This window comes from Deinococcus aquiradiocola (genome assembly GCF_014646915.1).
In the GTDB taxonomy this organism is placed as follows: Bacteria; Deinococcota; Deinococci; order Deinococcales; family Deinococcaceae; genus Deinococcus; species Deinococcus aquiradiocola.
Genome location: NZ_BMOE01000001.1, coordinates 48,970 through 66,652 on the forward strand (window position 1 = coordinate 48,970; position 17,683 = coordinate 66,652).

12 protein-coding genes are annotated in these 17,683 nt (G+C 68.8%); 9 read left to right on the forward strand and 3 right to left on the reverse strand.

Annotated elements, in window-relative coordinates:
• Nucleotides 1-25: 25 nt before the first annotated feature.
• The 8 genes from kdpC (at nt 26) to IEY33_RS00320 (ending at nt 11,693) form a co-directional block, all read left to right on the forward strand.
• Nucleotides 26-664: a potassium-transporting ATPase subunit KdpC gene (gene kdpC, locus IEY33_RS00285; protein WP_188960243.1), complete on the forward strand. Its 639-nt coding sequence runs from the start codon at nt 26-28 to the stop codon at nt 662-664.
• 5 nt (nt 665-669) lie between these two features.
• Nucleotides 670-1,824: a universal stress protein gene (locus tag IEY33_RS00290; protein ID WP_188960244.1), complete on the forward strand. Its 1,155-nt coding sequence runs from the start codon at nt 670-672 to the stop codon at nt 1,822-1,824.
• A gap of 92 nt (nt 1,825-1,916) precedes the next feature.
• Nucleotides 1,917-2,954 (forward strand): dual-specificity RNA methyltransferase RlmN, encoded by a 1,038-nt coding sequence (gene rlmN, locus IEY33_RS00295; protein WP_188960245.1) that lies wholly within the window; start codon nt 1,917-1,919, stop codon nt 2,952-2,954.
• A 160-nt stretch (nt 2,955-3,114) separates the two neighbouring features.
• On the forward strand, nt 3,115-4,728 hold the full coding sequence (locus tag IEY33_RS19415; protein ID WP_268238792.1) for a tetratricopeptide repeat protein: 1,614 nt from the start codon (nt 3,115-3,117) through the stop codon (nt 4,726-4,728).
• A gap of 46 nt (nt 4,729-4,774) precedes the next feature.
• Entirely contained in the window at nt 4,775-5,863 is a 1,089-nt protein-coding gene (locus tag IEY33_RS00305; protein WP_188960246.1) for an SPOR domain-containing protein, read from the forward strand.
• Nucleotides 5,864-5,865: 2 nt separating this feature from the next.
• Entirely contained in the window at nt 5,866-6,588 is a 723-nt protein-coding gene (locus IEY33_RS00310) for a redox-sensing transcriptional repressor Rex (protein ID WP_188960247.1), read from the forward strand.
• A 1-nt stretch (nt 6,589) separates the two neighbouring features.
• Nucleotides 6,590-7,213: a hypothetical protein gene (locus IEY33_RS00315; protein ID WP_188960248.1), complete on the forward strand. Its 624-nt coding sequence runs from the start codon at nt 6,590-6,592 to the stop codon at nt 7,211-7,213.
• Nucleotides 7,214-7,328: 115 nt separating this feature from the next.
• Nucleotides 7,329-11,693, forward strand: a complete 4,365-nt coding sequence (locus IEY33_RS00320; protein WP_188960249.1) for a beta strand repeat-containing protein — start codon at nt 7,329-7,331, stop codon at nt 11,691-11,693.
• Between the two features lie 101 nt (nt 11,694-11,794).
• Here the strand turns inward: IEY33_RS00320 and IEY33_RS00325 are convergent, their stop codons facing one another.
• From IEY33_RS00325 to IEY33_RS00335, 3 genes are all read right to left on the reverse strand, one after another.
• Nucleotides 11,795-14,698: an insulinase family protein gene (locus IEY33_RS00325; protein ID WP_188960250.1), complete on the reverse strand. Its 2,904-nt coding sequence runs from the start codon at nt 14,696-14,698 to the stop codon at nt 11,795-11,797.
• Between the two features lie 286 nt (nt 14,699-14,984).
• Nucleotides 14,985-15,617, reverse strand: coding sequence for a ComF family protein (locus IEY33_RS00330; protein ID WP_229670640.1), 633 nt, complete (start codon nt 15,615-15,617; stop codon nt 14,985-14,987).
• The gene (locus IEY33_RS00335) at nt 15,614-16,144 is read right to left on the reverse strand and encodes a hypothetical protein (RefSeq protein ID WP_229670641.1); all 531 of its coding nucleotides are present in this window, start codon (nt 16,142-16,144) and stop codon (nt 15,614-15,616) included. The genes IEY33_RS00330 and IEY33_RS00335 overlap by 4 nt, the downstream gene beginning before the upstream one ends.
• A 75-nt stretch (nt 16,145-16,219) precedes the next feature.
• Between IEY33_RS00335 and pdxR the strand changes: the two genes are divergently transcribed.
• Complete coding sequence (pdxR, locus tag IEY33_RS00340; RefSeq protein ID WP_188960251.1) at nt 16,220-17,623, forward strand: MocR-like pyridoxine biosynthesis transcription factor PdxR; 1,404 nt, start codon at nt 16,220-16,222, stop codon at nt 17,621-17,623.
• Nucleotides 17,624-17,683: the final 60 nt, after the last annotated feature.

The following is a 17,683-nucleotide window of genomic DNA, read 5'->3' on the forward strand; positions in this document are numbered from 1 at the left end:
CGCCACGCGCACCCCGGAGCACCCCATGACCCTCCAAGACCCCACCCAGACCCCACTCGCCCCCACGCCCGCCCCGGACCTCGACTCGTTCGGCGGCACGCCCGCCACCTGGATCGTCTTCACCGTCCTCACCTTCGCGCTCGGCGGCCTGCTCTACCCGGTCGTCACCACCCTCCTGAGCGGCATGCTCTTTCCGGCCCAGGCGAACGGCAGCCTCATCACGCGCGGTGGCACGGTGATCGGCAGCGAACTGATCGGGCAGCCGTTCAGCGGCGACCGGTACTTCATCGGGCGCATCAGCGCCGCCGGGACCGGCTACGACCCGACCGCCGCGAGCGGCAGCAACCTCGCGGGCAGCAACCCCGCCCTGCGTGAACGCGTGCAGGCCGACAGCGCCAGCATCGCCCGGCGCGAGGGCGTCACGCCCGACCAGATTCCCGCCGACCTCGTCACCGCGTCCGGCAGCGGCCTCGACCCGCACATCTCGCCGGAAGGCGCGGCCCTGCAGGTGCGCCGCGTGGCCCGCGCGCGCGGCCTGAGCGAAACGCAGGTCCAGACCGCCGTCCGTGACGCGACCGAGGGCGGCGTGATCGGCGAGCCGCGCGTCAACGTCCTGCGCCTCAACCTCGCCCTCGACGCCCTAAAGCCCGGCACCGGCAGCTGAACCCCGTGCCGGACGACCCCGCTCCTCCCGGCACCACGTCCCCCACCGGCCCGCCCGTCCCGGAACGCCTCCGCCTGCCCCGCCACGACCCCCCCGCACGCCAGCGCGGACACCACAAGGTCTACGTGGGCATGGCGGCCGGGGTCGGCAAGACCACCCGGGCACTGAACGACCTGCGCGACCACCTGCAGGCCGGGGAGGACGCTCTCATCGGGCTGCTCGAAACGCACGGCCGCGCCGGGACCATCCAGGCCGCCGAGGGCCTCCCCGTCTGGCCCCGCCAGCAGGTCACGCGCGGCACCGTCACCCTCGGCGAACTCGACGTACAGGGCCTCCTCACGCGCCGCCCCGCCCTCGTCCTCATCGACGAACTCGCGCACACCAACGTGCCCGGCAGCGACTCCGCCCTCGCCGGACGCGAGAAACGCTGGCAGGACGTTCAGGTGCTCCTGGACGCGGGCATCCACGTGCTGTCCACCGTCAACGTCCAGCACCTCGAGAGCCTGCACGACACCGTCACGCGCCTCACCGGCGTCCGCGTGCGCGAGCGCCTCCCCGACAGCGTCCTGCAGGACGCCGACGAACTCGTCCTGGTGGACGTGACGCCCACCGACCTCCGCGCCCGCCTCCTGACCGGCAAGATCTACAGCCCCGACAAGATCGACCAGTCCCTCAGTCACTTCTTCACCACCGAGAACCTCACCGCGCTGCGCGAACTCGCCATGCGCCAGATGGCGAACGTCGTCGAGGAGGAAGCGCCCACCGGCCTGCCCGGCGTCAAGGAGCGCGTCATGGTCGCCGTCGCCGCCGAGGACACCTCTGCCCGCCTCATCCGGCGCGGCGCACGCATCGCCGAACGCATGGGCGGCGACCTGCTCGTCGTCAGCGTCCGCCCCGCGCACCTCACCGGTCCCGCCGCCCGCTACCTCGACACGTACCGCACCCTCACCCACGCCCTCGGCGGGACCTTCACCATGCTCGGCGGCACGTCCAGCGTCGCGCGTGCCCTCGTCACGTACGCCCGGCAGGAGCACGTCACGCAGATCGTGGTCGGCGAATCCAGCCGCAGCCGCCTGGAGACCTTCCTGCGCGGCGACATCATCGCCTTCCTGCTGCGCGAGACCCGCAACGTGGACGTGTACGTCATCAGCCGCGACTGACGGCCACCATCCGCACTCCGCTCCCGGCGCGGCCGGTCCGCAAGCGTTCCCCCGCCACCCTTCATCCCGGCCCGGCTTGCTACACTGGCCGGATGCAGCTTCTCCTCGACCTCCACCCGGACGCCTACCCCCTGAGCGGTTACCGCCGCAGGCAGTTGCTGGAGTGGGTGTTCGTGCATGGCGCGGGCGACTACGCCGCCATGAGCAACCTGCCGGCCGGGCTGCGGGAGGAACTCGCGCAGGAGTACACCCTCGACCCCTTCCGGAAGACCGAGACGTTCCGCAGTTCGGACGGCAGCGTCAAGTACCTGTTCACCCTGCCGGACCACCGGCAGATGGAAGCGGTGTACATGCCGTACCTGGACCGCAAGACGATCTGCGTGTCCACCATGGTCGGGTGCCCCGCCAAGTGCGCGTTCTGCGCGACGGGCGCGCTGGGCTTCGGGCGCAACCTGACGGCGGGCGAGGTGGTCGGGCAGATCCTGGCGGTCGCGCGCGGCGAGGGGCTGTCCCCGCGCGACCTGCGCAACCTGGTGTTCATGGGGATGGGGGAGCCCCTCCTGAACTACGACGCGACCATTCAGGCGGCGCGCATCCTGCTGCACCCGCTGGCGCTCGGCATGAGCAAGCGCCGCGTGACGCTCAGCACGGTGGGACTGGCCAAAGGCATCCGCCGACTGGCGCTCGAAGAGGACCTGGGCATCAAGCTGGCGATCAGCCTGCACGCGCCGGACGAGGAGACGCGCCAGCGGATCATTCCGACCGGCAACGCCAACTCCATCGACGAGATCATGGCGTCCGCCCGCGAGTACCAGGAGGTGACGGGCCGGCGCGTGACCTTCGAGTACGCGATGCTGCGCGGCGTGAACGACAGCGTCTGGCAGGCGGAACTGCTGGCGGACCTGCTGCGCGGCCTGGTGTCGCACGTGAACCTGATCCCCATGAACCCCTGGGACGGGAGCGGCTTCGAGGAGAGCACCGAGGCGGAACTGCAGGCGTTCTACGACGCGCTCGAACGGCGCGGCGTGGAGGTCAGCGTGCGCCGCTCGCGCGGGCGTGACGCGGGCGCGGCGTGCGGTCAGCTGGCCCTGAAGAATCCGGGCGCAGTGCAGGCCCAGCCGTCCGCCTGAGGGGCGGGCGCACATGCGCCGCACACCCGGGCGCCGGAGTGGGGGAGGCGGGTGCGGAACGGCCCGGCGCGATCTTTCGTAAGTATTGAGAAAGAGGCGCATGCTACGATAACCGCAGATTTTCCTTCAGGAGGAGCCGGTGTCTCATAAACTCCCCATTTTGCTGCTGAGTTCCGCACTCGCTCTCGCGGCGTGCACTTCGGCCCACGCCCAGACGATGGTCGAGCAGGTCGGGGTGACCCAGATCAGCAACACGCTCAACCAGGTGAGCACGCCGAACCTCAAGGCGCCGAACATCCCGGCCCCTGCCGTCATCTCGCCCGCCCAGCCCGCCGCCACAGACGCGTCCAGCCCCGCCAGCCTCCTGACCCTCCCCGTCAGCGCCCCCACGCCCGCGTACCTCGCCGCGCTCGACAAGGCCCAGGCCAGCCTCAAGGCAGGCAGTTACCGCGACGCGCAGGCGCAATACGAGGCGCTCGTCTCGCAGGACTACCAGAATCCCCAGGCGCACTTCGGTCTGGGGCTCTCGCTGTTCGCCCTCTCGGACCTGCAGGGCGCACGCTTCGAGTTCACGCAGCTCGCGGCCCTCAACCCGGCCGGATTCGAAGGACCGTACAACCTCGGCGTGGTCGCCAGCCGCCTGAACGACAACGCCGAGGCGCTCACGCAGTTCACGAAGGCCGCCGAACTCGCGCGCGGCAAGGTCAGCACGCCCGTCCTGCGGCAGGTGCTGGAAGCGCTCGCCGGAGAGCAGGCCCGCAAGGCCGACTACGCCGCCCTCGTCACGACCCTGTCCGAGATGGTCCGCGCCGAGCCGACCGACCTCGACCTGCAGTACCGGCAGGCGCAGGCCCTCACGCTCGCCGGGCAGGGCACGCTCGCGCTGCCCGTGCTGTACGCCCTGCGTCAGAAAGCGCCCGGCAATACCGACGCCGCGCTCCTCACGGCCGACATCTACGCCGCGCAGAAACTCACGGACCGCGCCATCCGCGAACTCGACGCCGCCGTGCCGCCCGCCCCGGACGGCACGGCCCGCGCGCGCCTGCTGCTGCGCAAGGCGGACCTGCTCGCCACGTCCGGCCGGACGCGTGACGCCGTGTTCGCCGCGCAGGACGCCGTGAACGCCGACAGCCGCAACGCGGCCGCCCAGGCGCGCCTCGGCGAACTGCGCTACGCCCGCAACGACCGCCCCGGCGCCCTCACCGCCTGGAAGGCCGCCGTGGCCCTCGACCCCAAAAACGCCCTGTACCTCGCCAGTCAGGCCGTCGTGGAACTTGCGCTCGGACAGAACGCGCAGGCCGCGCAGGACGCCCGCCGCGCCTCGCTGCTGCCCGGCGACAACGCCGCCCTCGCCCGCGCGCAGTTCGTGCAGGGCGTCGCGTCGTACCGGCAGGCCGACTACGCCTCGGCCCGCAGCGCGCTCGCGTCCAGTGCCCTCAAGGCCCCCAGCGCCGAGACGTCCCTGTGGCTCGGACTGTCCAGCTACGCCCTCAAAGACTACGGCGGGGCCGTGCTGGCCCTGCAGGACAGCCTGAAGCTGCAGCCGAGCGCGCAGACGCAGCTCAGCCTCGGCTCGGCCCTCATCGCGTCGGGCCGCTACGCGGACGCCGAAGCGACCCTGCGGCCCCTGGTGGTCTCGGACCCCACGAACGGCGAGGCGTGGTATCAGCTGGGCCTGTCCCGTCAGGCGCAGGGCCGCAAGGCCGAAGCGCTGGCGTCCTTCCGGACGGCCGCCAGCCTGGGCAACGCCCGCGCCAGGAGTGCCCTGAAGTGAGTGGACGCAGGTCCACCTCCACCGTCAGCGGCCAGGAGGTTTCGTTGTGAACGTCGTCAAACGTCGCTGGCCCGATCTGCTGATCGGCCTGCTCGTCCTTCTGCTGGTCGTCGGTTTCGCGGCCCTGCTTCTCGGGCAGGGCGGGCGAGGCACGACCGGCACGCCCGCCCAGACCACCCCGCAGGCAGGTACGCCTGCCCAGACCACCCCGGAACAGACCACCCCAGCCCAGACATCGCCCAGTCAGACCGCCACTCCGGACACGGCCACCACGGTGCCCGCGACCCCGCAGACCGGCACAAACGAGTCGGCCCCCGTGCCCACCCCCGCCACCGGGAGCGGCACGCAGGCCGGAACCACCGACGCGAACGGCATCCCCACCATTCCCGCCGCGCCCGTCACCGACCCCAACGCGGCCCCCGCCGCCGGCACGACCACCCCGGCCACCGACGCCAGCACCCCAGCCGCCACCCCCACCGACACGGCCCCTGCGGACGCGGCGACCGTCACGCCCCGCACGGGCGGCGCGGTCCCGGCCAGCGAGGCACGCACGCCCACCCGCAACGACTACCGCATCAGCCTCGGCAGCTACGCCAGCACTGCCGCCGTGCAGGCCGCGACGGCAGGCGTCGGCAAACTCGGGTACACCGTGTACCCCATCGACGTCGCCAGCGGCGTGGTCGCGCAGGTCGGCCCCTTCGCCACCCGCGAGGAAGCCGCCCAGGCGCTCGCCGACATCCAGCGCGCCCTGCCCGGCGCCCTGCTGTACCCGCCCCGCAACGCGCCCGCCAGCGACACCTCCAGCAGCACGGGAACCGGGAGCACCGCTACCGGAAACACCAGCACAGGGAACACGGGCGCGGGCAGCACCGGCACGTCTGCCAGCAGCACTGCAGGCAGCGCCGCGCAGGCCACCCCCAGCGGCCCCGTCTACCTGCAGGTCGGCGCTTACAACTCCACCACCGCCGCCCAGACCGCCGTCAGCCGCGTCCGCGACCTCGGCCTCGAACCCTCCGTCAACGCCCCCACCGGCAAACTCGTCACCGTCGTCGTCGGCCCCTTCCAGGGACAGGCCCTCGAAAACGCCGAAGCCAAACTCAAGGCCGGCGGCATCGACTCGTTCCGGGTGCGCTGAGCGTGAGCAGCCAGGATATCCCCACCGCTGCCATCTCCAGGCTCGTCACCTACCTCCGCATCCTCGAAACGCTCGAACAGCAGGACGTGTCCCGCACCAGCAGCAACGACCTCGCCGAACGCGCCCAGGTGACAGCCTTCCAGGTCCGCAAGGACCTCGCGTACTTCGGACGGTTCGGCACGCGCGGCATGGGCTACACCGTCCCCCTCCTCAAACGCGAACTGATGCGCGTCCTCGGGCTCAACCGCACCTGGAACGTCGTCATCATGGGCGTCGGACGTCTCGGACAGGCCATCGCCAACTACCCCGGCGCGAGCGACTACCAGTTCGGCTACGTCGGCCTCTTCGACATCAACCCCGACCTCGTCGGCCAGAACATCCGAGGCCTCACCGTCCAGCACGCCGACGACCTCCGCACCTTCACGCACACCACCCCCGTCGACCTCGGCTTCCTCGCCGTCCCCCCCGAACACGCCCAGAACGCCGCACAGACCCTCGTCGCCGCCGGCATCCGCGGCATCCTCAACTTCGCCCCCACCATCATCCAGCCGCGCACGCACCCCGGCACCACCGACCCCACCGAGGAATGGCAACAGGTCAGCGTCGAAAACGTCGACTTTCTCGCCGGCATGAAACGCCTCGCCTTCTACACCCTCAACCCCAGCCTCCGCCCTACCGAACCCACCCCCAGCACCACCGACCTCACGCACCCCCTGGAGGAATGACATGAAGAACCTGGCAATCATGGCTGGCGTACTCGCCCTCGGACTCGGCGCCTGCACTCAGAACGGCGTGAACATCGGACAGGGCTTCGCCATCGACGCGAACGTCGCCGGTGCGGACGTGGCGGTCGCCGTCGTCAAGGTGTACGACAAGACCTCCGGCGCCTTCAAGGGGTACCGCAGCACGTACACCCTCACCAATCCCACCGTCACCTTCAACGCCCAGCCGCAGAGCGTCGGCCTGAACCTGCAGACCGCCACGGTCGAGGTGCTCGACAATGCCGGAACGCGGTACGACAACGACCTGGGCCGCTATCAGCGCAGCGTGAGCGCCGTCGTGAAGCCCGGTTTCACCTGCAGCACGGCCGGGACCGCCATCGAAAGCTGCGACCCCAACAGCAAGGTGCCCGCGAACGTCGCTACGATCCTCAGCTCCACCGACGTGAAACTCGTCACGGACGAGATCGCGTCCCAGGTCGCCTCCGACTGCTCATCCGTCGGCTGCCCCACCCTGAAACTCAAGGTGACGTTCACGGGCGTGGACACGGCAGGCCGTGCGCAGTCCATCACGGTGGCCGGAGCGACCCTCGGCGCAAGTGTGACAAGCGTCGCCAGCGTTACGGAATAAACTCGTAGCCAGGAAATGAGAGTGGTGTAAAAACGTAAGAAACCGGTCGTTAGACTGCCGCCACGTCCATCCCATCTGCGCCAGCGCCCATTCACGAGGAGCTTAACCACACATCATGAAATCCCTCCGCAGTACCCCGATCCTGTGGGCCCTGACCGGCCTGCTCGCCGCGTGCGGCAGCCAGACCGGCACCACGCCCGCCGGCGCGAACCAGACGCCCGAAGTCAGCCTGAAGCTCGCTGACGGCACGGCCCTCAGCACCGTCCCCTACTTCAACGCCAGCGAAGCCCTCAAGATCAGTGCCTCCGACATCGACGGCACCATCACCAAGATCCACTGGGTGATCGACGCGGGCCGCACCACCGAACGCAGCGGCGACTACACCGGCACCGACGTGAAAGGCAGCCTGGACTTCACGCTCCCCAACCTCGCGAGCGGCACGCACACCATCACCATCACCGCCACCGACAACGCTGGCGGCACCGGCACCGCGACCGGCTCCTTCAAAGTCGACGCCGAAGCGCCCACACTGACCGGCGTGACCGTGAACAGCAAAGCCGTCACCGAAGGGCAGGCCCTCACCTTCACGGTCGGGGACGCCGTCACGCTCAGCACCACCGCCACCGACACGCGCGGCGGCGGCGACACCAGCGCCTCCGGCACCACCACCCTCGTGTACGTGAACTCCACGCTCGCCGCCAGGGTCCCCACCGGAACCGCCGTCGATCTCGCCGCAGTCCTCGGGTCGTCCACCAGCGTCAGCACCGTCCGTGTCCTCACGGTCGACTCCGCCCTCAACACCAGCGCCTCCCGCACCTTCACCGTGCAGTTCACGGCCGCGACCGGCGGCGGTACGGGCACCACCGCCGAACCTGTCCTCAGCTGGCTCGCGCCGACCGGCGACTACGTCAGCGGCAACGGTGTCGTCAACCTGCGCGCCAGTGCCTTCAAGGCCGCCCAGGACCTCAGCGCCCAGGTGACGTATACCGCCACCTGCGGCGTCGTCGCCGGGGCCAGCTGGACGCTCGGCAACACCTGCGCCGACGGCAGCAAACAGACCATCACCGCGAACCTCGTCGACAACGGCAAGAACTACACCATCAGCAAGACCGTCACCGTCGACGCGAGCGACCCCACCGTCCAGATCACCAAACCGCAGCAGGGCCAGACCTTCACGCAGAACCCCATCACCGTCAGCGTGACCGGCACCGACGCCGTCAGCGGCATTGACCGTATCCTCGTCGAAGCGAGCAAGGACGGCACGACCTTCACGTCCGTCGGTGTGGTCACCGCCACCAGCGGCGACGTCGTCTGGGCCCCCATGAACGGCACGTACACCCTGCGCGCCACCGCCACCGACAAGACCGGCCGCAGCAGCACCACCACCCTCGGCGGCATCAAGGTCAGCCTCACCAGCAGCGACACCACACCCCCCACCGTCGCTCTCACGCCCGTCCCCGCCACGCCGCAGCGCGCCACCATCACCGTGACTGCCAAGGCCAGCGATGCGGACAGCGGCGTCGCCAAGGTCGACCTGTACGACGGCGGCACCCTGATCGACACCAAGGCCAGCGGCGTGAGCGGCACGTACACCTTCAGCCTCGACACCACCAAACTCACGGACGGCACGCACACCCTGCGCGCCGTGGCCTACGACAACGCCGGCAGCAGCAGCGAATCCAGCACGACCCTCGCCGTCGACAACACCGTGCCCGTCGTGAACTGGCAGAATCCACGGGACGGACAAGTGGTCAAGCCCAATGTGGTCCTCAACGCCACCACATCCGAGGGCACCGTCGCTTACAGCGTGGACGGTGTGCCTGTGAGCGCAGGAGCGCAGAACCTGAGCGACGGACAGCATGTCCTGACCGCCACCGCAACCGACGCTGCTGGGAATCGCACCATCAGTTCAGTTTCGGTGCTCGCTGACGGCACGGCGCCCAGCGCGAACATCCTGTCCCCTTCGGAAGGGGCTGCGCTGACCCAGAACCCGGTGACGATCCAGGTGAGCGGCAGTGATACTCTCAGCGGTATTGATCACCTAGAGGTCAAGGAAGGTTCGCTTCTGCTTGGGACGATCCCTGCTGCGCAGGGCAGCCTGTCAGTCGCCTTCGGCAATGGATCGCATAGCTTGACCGTTACCGCCTTCGACAAAGCTGGCAATACCAGCACCGCAACACGCACCTTCACGATCACGACCAGCAGCAACATCACCCCTGGCGCACCCTCCATCGTGGGAAGCAACACGTCCGGAACGAATCCCACCTATGTCCGTGCGCTCGGATCGATCACCGGGACGGCGTCCAGCACTGCCACCATCACGGCTGCGCAGTTGCTTATAGATGGACAAACCAGCGGAACCCCGACGGCGACGCCCGGGACGGCGAGCTTCAATTTCGATTTCTCGACCCTGAACGAGGGTCTGCACGAAGTCGGTCTGCGCTGGCAGGACAGTGCCGGGACGCTGACCGACTCAGCAAAACTCAGCGTTTACGTCGACAAGACCGCACCCACCGTCACCTGGAATGCTCCTGCAATTGGCAGTGTCACGAACAAACCGCTGACCCTGAACGCCTCCTCGACTGATTCGGCGTCCGGTCCCAAGGGTCCTGTGACGTACACCGTCGCGGGCCAGGCGGTGACCTCCCCGTGGACTCCTGCCGAAGACGGTACATACGATGTGATCGCCAGTGCCAGCGACGCTGTCAACAACGTTGGAACCCAGAAAACCACCATCACCTATGACACGACCGCGCCGATCCTCACTGTGACTGGACCGGCCGAGAATCAGACTTTCACGACCGTTCCAGTGAACGTCGTAGCGACCTCTACAGACAACCTGTCAGGTGTGAAGGCTATCGAGGTATTCGTTCAGGGGCCGAATGACGCCTCCCCGACCACGCTCGGTACGCAGGCAGGCGCCACCTACACTGCGTCCTATACACCGACCATAAACGGCAAGTATACCCTCACCTACAAATCAGTGGACGCAGCGGGGAACACCTCCACACTCTTGACCCGGGTCTTTACTTACAGCAACTCGACGTCTCCGGTCGAGAGTGCACCCAACCCAATCATCTCTGTGGTGGGATCTAACCCCCACTCCGGAAATATGACCGTTACGGTCAACGGCAACTTTGACGTGCGGAGCACCGTCGACCGGTTGGTCCTTCAGATTACAGATGCTAACGGCGTGGTAGACAACTCCTCCTACGTGACTACTCAGCAGAACGGCACCTTTAGCGTCGATACCACCAAACTGGCCAATGGGGACCTCAGAAAGCTCGAAGCAATCGCATACACTAAGAGCAACCTGAGCACCACCAAACTCTACGAGTCTGCCGTCACGATCAGCAATCTTAATAGCCCCTCGTTCTCGGTGGCATCGCCCTCTGACGGTGCGGCCATCACAACGCCTCTCGTTCCAGTAAAGCTCACGCTCACCACCCGCGGCACAGATTACACGTATGCCAAGACGATTACCGTCGATATTCTTGATTCCCGCGGCAAGGTGGCATTGACGAAAGTCTCTACCTCCACCTCCAACGACTTCAAGACGTTTACCTCGCCTGAATGCAGTGGCGATAACGCGACCCTCACGTGCAATCTAGAGTTCGATATGGCCGGACTGCCAGCTGATACATACACAATCCGTGCCAGAACTGACGTCACGATCACCGCGAACGGTGAGAGCCGGCCCCTTGAGACGACGAGCCGATTCACGTCGAACACCACGAGCGTGCTTCCGCCTGCCGCGACCATCCGCTTTCCCGCGATCACCAACAACCGTACCGTTGGTCGTATCGACAGTTCCTCCGGGACGCTGATCAACGTGAGTGATGACACTGGCGTAGCCGTTGTTGAGGCGAGAATTGTTGGACCGTTCGACGCCAGTAAACCACTGGCGCTGAACGGCACGACACAGTGCCAGGAGAGCGTGCCTGTCGGTAAAGCAGTTGACGTACTCCTTCTCAACTACGGAATCAATACGAAGCTCGGTGATGTTTTCTTGCCAAGTCTTGACATTGATGGCTCTGCCTATGTTCCAGACAATGATACCAATCAGCGTTACGATTTGCGGATTACGACTATCGACACAGATAAGAACCGTAATATTCAGTGCATTCCGGTAACGATCGACCGCGTAAAGACTAAAACAGAACGGATCAAGTACGATCTCACGACCGTGACAACACCGGGCAACCCTGACACTACGCCTGGGAAACTCAATTACACGGCTGGGTCGTGGAACATATCCAAAATCACAAACGATAGCCGCGTCGCAGGCGTGCTCTATCTCAACGGCGTTCAGCAGTCCATTTCCTTCACGGCATCCACGAACACTTCGGCCAACGTATCCATCAACTTTGCTGATGAAGGAACCTATCAGGTCGTCTGGCTGGTCGAAGATATGACGACAGGCATCGTCACTTCAGTGGCCGGCGATTACATCAATGTCAAGAAGAATCCGGCTCAGTAAGGAAGTCTGAGTATCAACCCGCCCAAATGGGCGGGTTTTTGGTTCCATACATGAAAGGGCACGCCACTCACATGGAGTGGCGCGCTTTTTCGTACTTTCGTTCAGATGGGGCTGACGTTGAAGGTGAGGCCCTGTTCGCGGGTTTCGGGATTGGGATCGCGGCCCGCGATGAGGGCGTAGGTGGCGTGGTCGGGCGTGAGGTGGGTGTCCATGACGCGTTTGAGGTCGTCGAGGGTGACGTTGAGGAGGCGGTTCAGGTAGGTTTCCTGCACGTCGGGGGTGTAGCCGCTGAGGTCGCCGTAGTAGCGCATGCGGCCGACGGTGTCGGGGCTGGTGAGGGGGTCGAGGCTTTTGCTGGCGCTGAGGACGGCTTCGGTGAGTTCGCGGTCGCCGTGGATGGTGTCGAGGAAGGTGCGGGCCTGGCGGTAGACGGTGAAGGTGCGGGCGATGTTGGGGTCGCGGTAGCTGGTCATGCGGAAGAGGCCGGTGCGGGCGTCGAAGCTGGCGTTGCCGCCGTACGCGCCGCCTTTCTCGCGCAGTTCGCGCAGGAGGTATTCGCTGGTGAGGAGGCGGGAGAGGGCGAGGAGGGCGGGGCTGTCGGGGTGGGTGTAGGGGACGGTGCGGTACGCGACGGCGTTGTATGCGACGGGTGTGTCGGTGGTGCGTGCGGTGGGCTGGCGGGGCGCGAGGGGGGCGGTGATGCCGGTCGCGGCGTGGCCGTGGAAGAGGGCGGTGATGCGGGTGAGGTCGAGGTTCAGGTCGTCGCGGGTGGCGGTGAGGCACAGGCGCGCCTGGCCCTGGAGGAGGCGGGCGTGGAGGGCGTTCAGGCGGGCGATGGTGCCGTGCCAGTCGCCGGTCTCGACGAGGGTTTCGAGGCGTTTGAGGGCGGTGAGGCCGCTCTGGCGTTCTTCGAGGGCCGCTTCGGGGCTGAGCTGGGCGGCGGCGAGGCGGGCGGCGTAGGCGTTGCCGCTGCCGACGATGCCGGCTTTCTGTCCGGCGACGCGCTGCTTGACGAGCTGTTCGAGGCGGGCGGCGTCGAAGGTGGGTGTGGCGATCACGTCGTGGAGGAGGTCGGCGAGGTCGCTGGCGTGGCGGCTGAGGGCCTTGCCGCCGAAGGTGAGGCTGACGCGCAGGTCGTCCAGGTGGTCGGGGCCGGTGCCGACGCTGGTGCTGGCGCTGATGCCGCCCGTGACGGCTTCGGCGCGCTGGCTGAGCGTGACGTAGTCCTGCCCGGCGGCGCCGCTGCGGGTGACGGCGAAGGCGTAGAGGGGCAGCAGGTCGAGTTCGTCGTCCGTGAGGTCGGGGACGCGCACCTGCACGTCGAGGTACACGAGGCCGCTGGTGGGCTGCTCGACGCGGCCGACGAGGGCGGTGCCGCTGTGCTCGGTGGTGTAGGCGGGCCGGGCGACGGTGCGCGTCACGTCCTGCAGGGTGAGGGTGGGGAGGACGCTGACGTCGTCTTCCTTGTCCTGGTCGGCGAGGAGCGTGACGGCTTCCTGCACGATGCGGTCGCGGTCGGCGTCGGTCAGGTCAGCGCTGAGGCGCGCTACCATCTCGCGTTCCGCTTCGACCTGCCGGTCCTGCATGGCAGGGTCGGGCGTGAGGGTGAGCGTGACGCGGTGCGGGTTGTTCAGGAGGCCGTCGCGGATCATGGTCTCGAAGACGGGTCCGGCGCTCCGGGCGTCGTGGAGGCGCTGGAGGGCCGCGTCGAGGTTCAGGCCGTCGAGCGGATCGCCGCCGTACAGCCACGGGCCGACCGCGCGGAACATCAGCTTGAGGGAGTAGGGCCACCCGGCGTTCGAGACTTCCTTCTGCGCGATCTCGAACTGGTGCAGGGCGCTGTCGACGAGGTCCGCGCCGATCCCTTCCTGCGCGATGCGGCCGAGCGTCTCCAGGATCAGGGTGTGCACGGCGGGCGCCTGTTCGGCGTTCAGGCCTTTCAGGCCGACCGAGAAGGCCCCCTCGCGGAAGCTGTCCTGGTAGCCGCTGCCGTCCGCGAGGGCGCTGCCGAGGCCGCTCTCGATGAGGGCGCGCGTGAGGGGCGCGGCGGGGTTGCCCACCAGAACCTCGCTGAGGACGCTCCAGCGGAGGTTCTCGTCCGGGTCGAAGCTGTGCCCGAGCTTCCACGCGATGAGGGCCTGCGCGCCGCGCTCCACGTCGCTGGACGGGTAGCTGGCCGTCACGGTGCGCGGCTCGGTGAAGGGCGTCTGGTCGGGAATGGAGACGTCGAGTTCGCTGGGCGTGAAGTGCGCCATGACGCCCGCCTCGATGGCGTCCAGGTACTCGTGCAGCGGCAGGTTCCCGTACGTGTAGAAGAACGCGTTGGAGGGGTGGTAGTGCGCCGCGTGGAAGTCCTTGAGGCCCTGGTACGTGAGGTTCGGGATCTCGGACGGTTCACCGCCGGAGTTGTTCGCGTACGTCAGGTCCGGGTACAGGGCCTTCTGCACGGTCTTCCACAGCACGCTGCTGGGGGAGGCCATGGCGCCCTTCATCTCGTTGTACACGACGCCCTGCATCTTCAGTTCGCTCGTCTTGTCGGCCGGGTCGGCGTTCTCGAAGCGGTGCCCGTCGCGCCGGAAGGACTCGTAGCGCAGCAGCGGGAAGAACGCCGCGTCGAGGTAGATGCCGAGCAGGTTGAAGTAGTCCTTGCGGTTGCGGGTGCTGTACAGGTACGTCGTCCAGTCGGAGGCCGTCATGGCGTTCATGAAGGTGTTCAGGCTGCGCGGAATCATCGCGAAGAACGGGTCCGCGACCGGGTAGTTGCGGCTGCCCATCAGGGCCGTGTGCTCCAGGATGTGCGCGACGCCGGTGCTGTCGCGGGGGACGGTCGGGAAGAACACTGCGAAGGTCTGGTTGTCGTCGTCGCGCCCGATGTGGATGTGCCGCGCGCCGAGCTCGTGGCGAAGCTGGTAGTACGTGGCCTGCACGCCGGGCAGGTCCACCACGCGTTCCACGGTGTAGCGGCCCAGCCGGGTTCCGGGGGTCGGTCTGTCAGTCACGGTCATGAGAGCGAATATACTGCGCGTGCCGTGCGCCAGAACGTGTGTTTGCTGCGGTCTGATACGGTGTTGCGCTGACCTCTCGAAGTCCAGCCGAGCGATAAGGGTACCAACAAGTCCGGTGTTGACGAGATGGAAGCGGGCTGGCGTCCTCTCCTGCGGAGCTGTACTGGTCATGGGCGCTGTTCTGCCCTAGAAGGGACGCTGGTGCTGTTTCCGGCATCCCTGGAATCGGATCAAAACCGTGTGCGGCCCTGCCGCGCGGCGTGCGTCCAGTCCGGGCCGGGCGCCGTCAGCGTGCGACGACGGCGTAGTACACGCGCTGCACCCCGGCCGTCTGCAGGGCGCGCGTGCAGGCCAGCAGGGTACTTCCGGTGGTCAGGACGTCGTCCACGAGCAGGAGGGTGCCGGGAAGGGGCGCGCCGGTCGCGACGAAGGCGTCCTGCACCGCGACCCGGCGTTCGCTCGCGTGCCGCCGCGCCTGCGCGCCCGTGGAGCGCTGCCGGGCCAGGGCCGCGAGGTACGGCACGCCGAGCCGTTCGGCGGTCGCGCGGCCCAGCAGTTCCGCCTGATTGAAGCTCCGCTGCTGCTGCCGGGAACGGTGGAGCGGCACGCCGCTCACGCCCTGCACGCCCCACTCGGACGGCACGCCGGACGCGAGGGCCGCGCCGAGCACGCCCGCCACCTCGCGCGACCCGCCGTACTTCAGTGCCTTGACGCTGCGTCCCAGCACGCCCCGGTACGGGCCGAGCACCACGAGATGCGGGGTGGGGTGCAGGTGCAGCGGCGAGTGACGCTGCACCTGCGGCCGCAGCGTGGCTCGGCAGGCGGGGCACAGGCCCGCCGACGCCCCGAGCTGCGCGTCGCAGCCGGGGCAGCGGCGCGGCATCAGGGAGCGCAGCAGGGTGTGCAGGCCGCCGGTCACGCGGGCAGTTCCTGCGTCCCGAACGTCAGTTCGTCCGCGAAGAGCGGCGGGGTGTTCGCGTCGATGCGCTGGAACAGGTGCTCCAGCGCGTGCGGGTCCACGCCCGGCGCGGCCAGGTGCAGGCAGGTCAGGTAGTGGCGGCACACGCGGTCCACGCCGTCCGGCCCGAGCCGCGCACGCTCGGCGGGACTCAGCAGGCGCGCGAACTCGTCCGGCTCGCCGAGCGCCGGGTGGCTGCCCTGCCGGATCGCGGCGCGCAGGAAGGCCGTCACCTCGGCCGGGTTGTGCCAGAATCCGAACATCAGTTCGTCCGTCAGGCGGTCCATCTGCCGCATCGCTTCGGGCGGGGAGGCGCGCGTGATCATCTGCCGCGCGAGGTCCTGCCGGGTGAGGCGGCGCGACGCGTACTCCGGCAGGGTGAGGCGCGCGGGCGGCATGAGCGGCCCGCCGAACAGGGAGCGCAGGCGGTGCGCCATGAGGTAATGCTGGTACTCCAGCAGCAGTTCGCTGACGGGGGCGCGGGTCACGCCTCCAGTGTAGTGCGGGCGGGGCAGGGCAGAGTGTGCGGTGCGGCGGGCAGGCCGTGCCGCTACACTGCCCGCATGTCCCTCCCCGACCTGCTCGCCGCACGTCCCGGCGAGGCGCAGCACGTGCGCGTCACGCGCAGCCTTCGGGACGCCGTCGTGCAGGGGCACCTGTCGCCCGGCACGCGCGTCAGCACCCGCCGCCTCGCGCAGGCGTGGGGCGTGGCGCGCAACACCGTGCAGGACGCCGTGGACCAGCTGCAGGCCGAAGGGTACCTGGAGGTCCGCGCCCGCAGCGGCAGTTACGTCGCGCCGCGCGGCGCCACGCCCGGCCCGGCCGTGCAGGACGTGCCGCGCGTCCCCCTGTCCGGCTGGGCGACCCGCGCCCTGAGTGGCGGGAGGTCCGGCGTGCCCGGCCAGTACGACCTGGACCTGCGGCTCGGGCAGTCGGCGGGCCTGTTCCCGTCGGAGGTGTGGGCGCAGGCCCTCGCGCGCCGTGCGGGCGACGCGGACGCCCTCCTGAGTGCCGGGGAACTCGGCCCGCAGGAGACGCGGCACGCCATCGCGCAGTGGCTCACGCGGGAGCGCGGAGCGAGCGTCACGCCCGACATGGTGATGCTGACGGGCGGCACGCAGTCCGCCCTCGACCTCCTGAGCCGCACGTACCTGGAGCCCGGCCGGGTCGCCGTGATGGAGGACCCCGGCTACCTCGGCGCGCGCCGCGCCTTCGAGGCGGTCGGCGCGACCGTCCACCCCGTCCCCGTCGACGCGGGCGGCCTGGACGTGACGCGCCTCCCGCCCAACCCCACCCTGACGTACGTGACGCCCGGATGTCAGTTCCCGACGACGGCCACGCTCGGCGCGGCGCGGCGGCAGGCGCTCCTCGCGTGGGCGACGCGCACGCAGAGCTTCATCTTGGAGGACGACTACGCCGCCGACTTCCACCACACGGCGAGGCCGCCCGCGCCGCTGCAGGGTCTCGCGCCGCACAGCGTGCTGCTGCTCGGCACCTTCAGTCAGAGCCTCGCGCCCGCCCTGCGCAGCGGGTACCTCGTCGCGCCGCCCGCCGTGCTGGACGTGCTGGCCCGCACCCGCCCGCTCACGGACCGCCACCCGCCCACCCTGGACGCGCTGGCCCTGTCGGACTTCCTCGCGTCGGGCGGGTACGTGCGGCACCTGCGCCGCGCCCGCACGCAGGTCACGCACCGGCACGACGTGCTGCTCGCCGCACTGCACGCCACCCTGCCGCAGCTGGACGTGCTTCCCGCCCGCGCGGGCCTGCACCTGCGCGTCCCCCTCCCGCACGGCCAGCGCGAGGAGGACGTGACGGCGCGCGCCGCCCGCCTGGGCCTCGGTGTGAGCGGCGCGCACGAGTACGCGAGCCTCCCGCACGCGCCCGCGCTGCTGCTCGGCTTCGCGCACCTGCCGCCCGACGCGCTGCGCGAGGCGGCCCGGCGACTCGCGCTGGCCCTGCAACCCTGACCGGCCGGACACCCAACAGGGGAGGGCGGCGTCCAGTTCCGGATGCCGCCCTCCCCGACT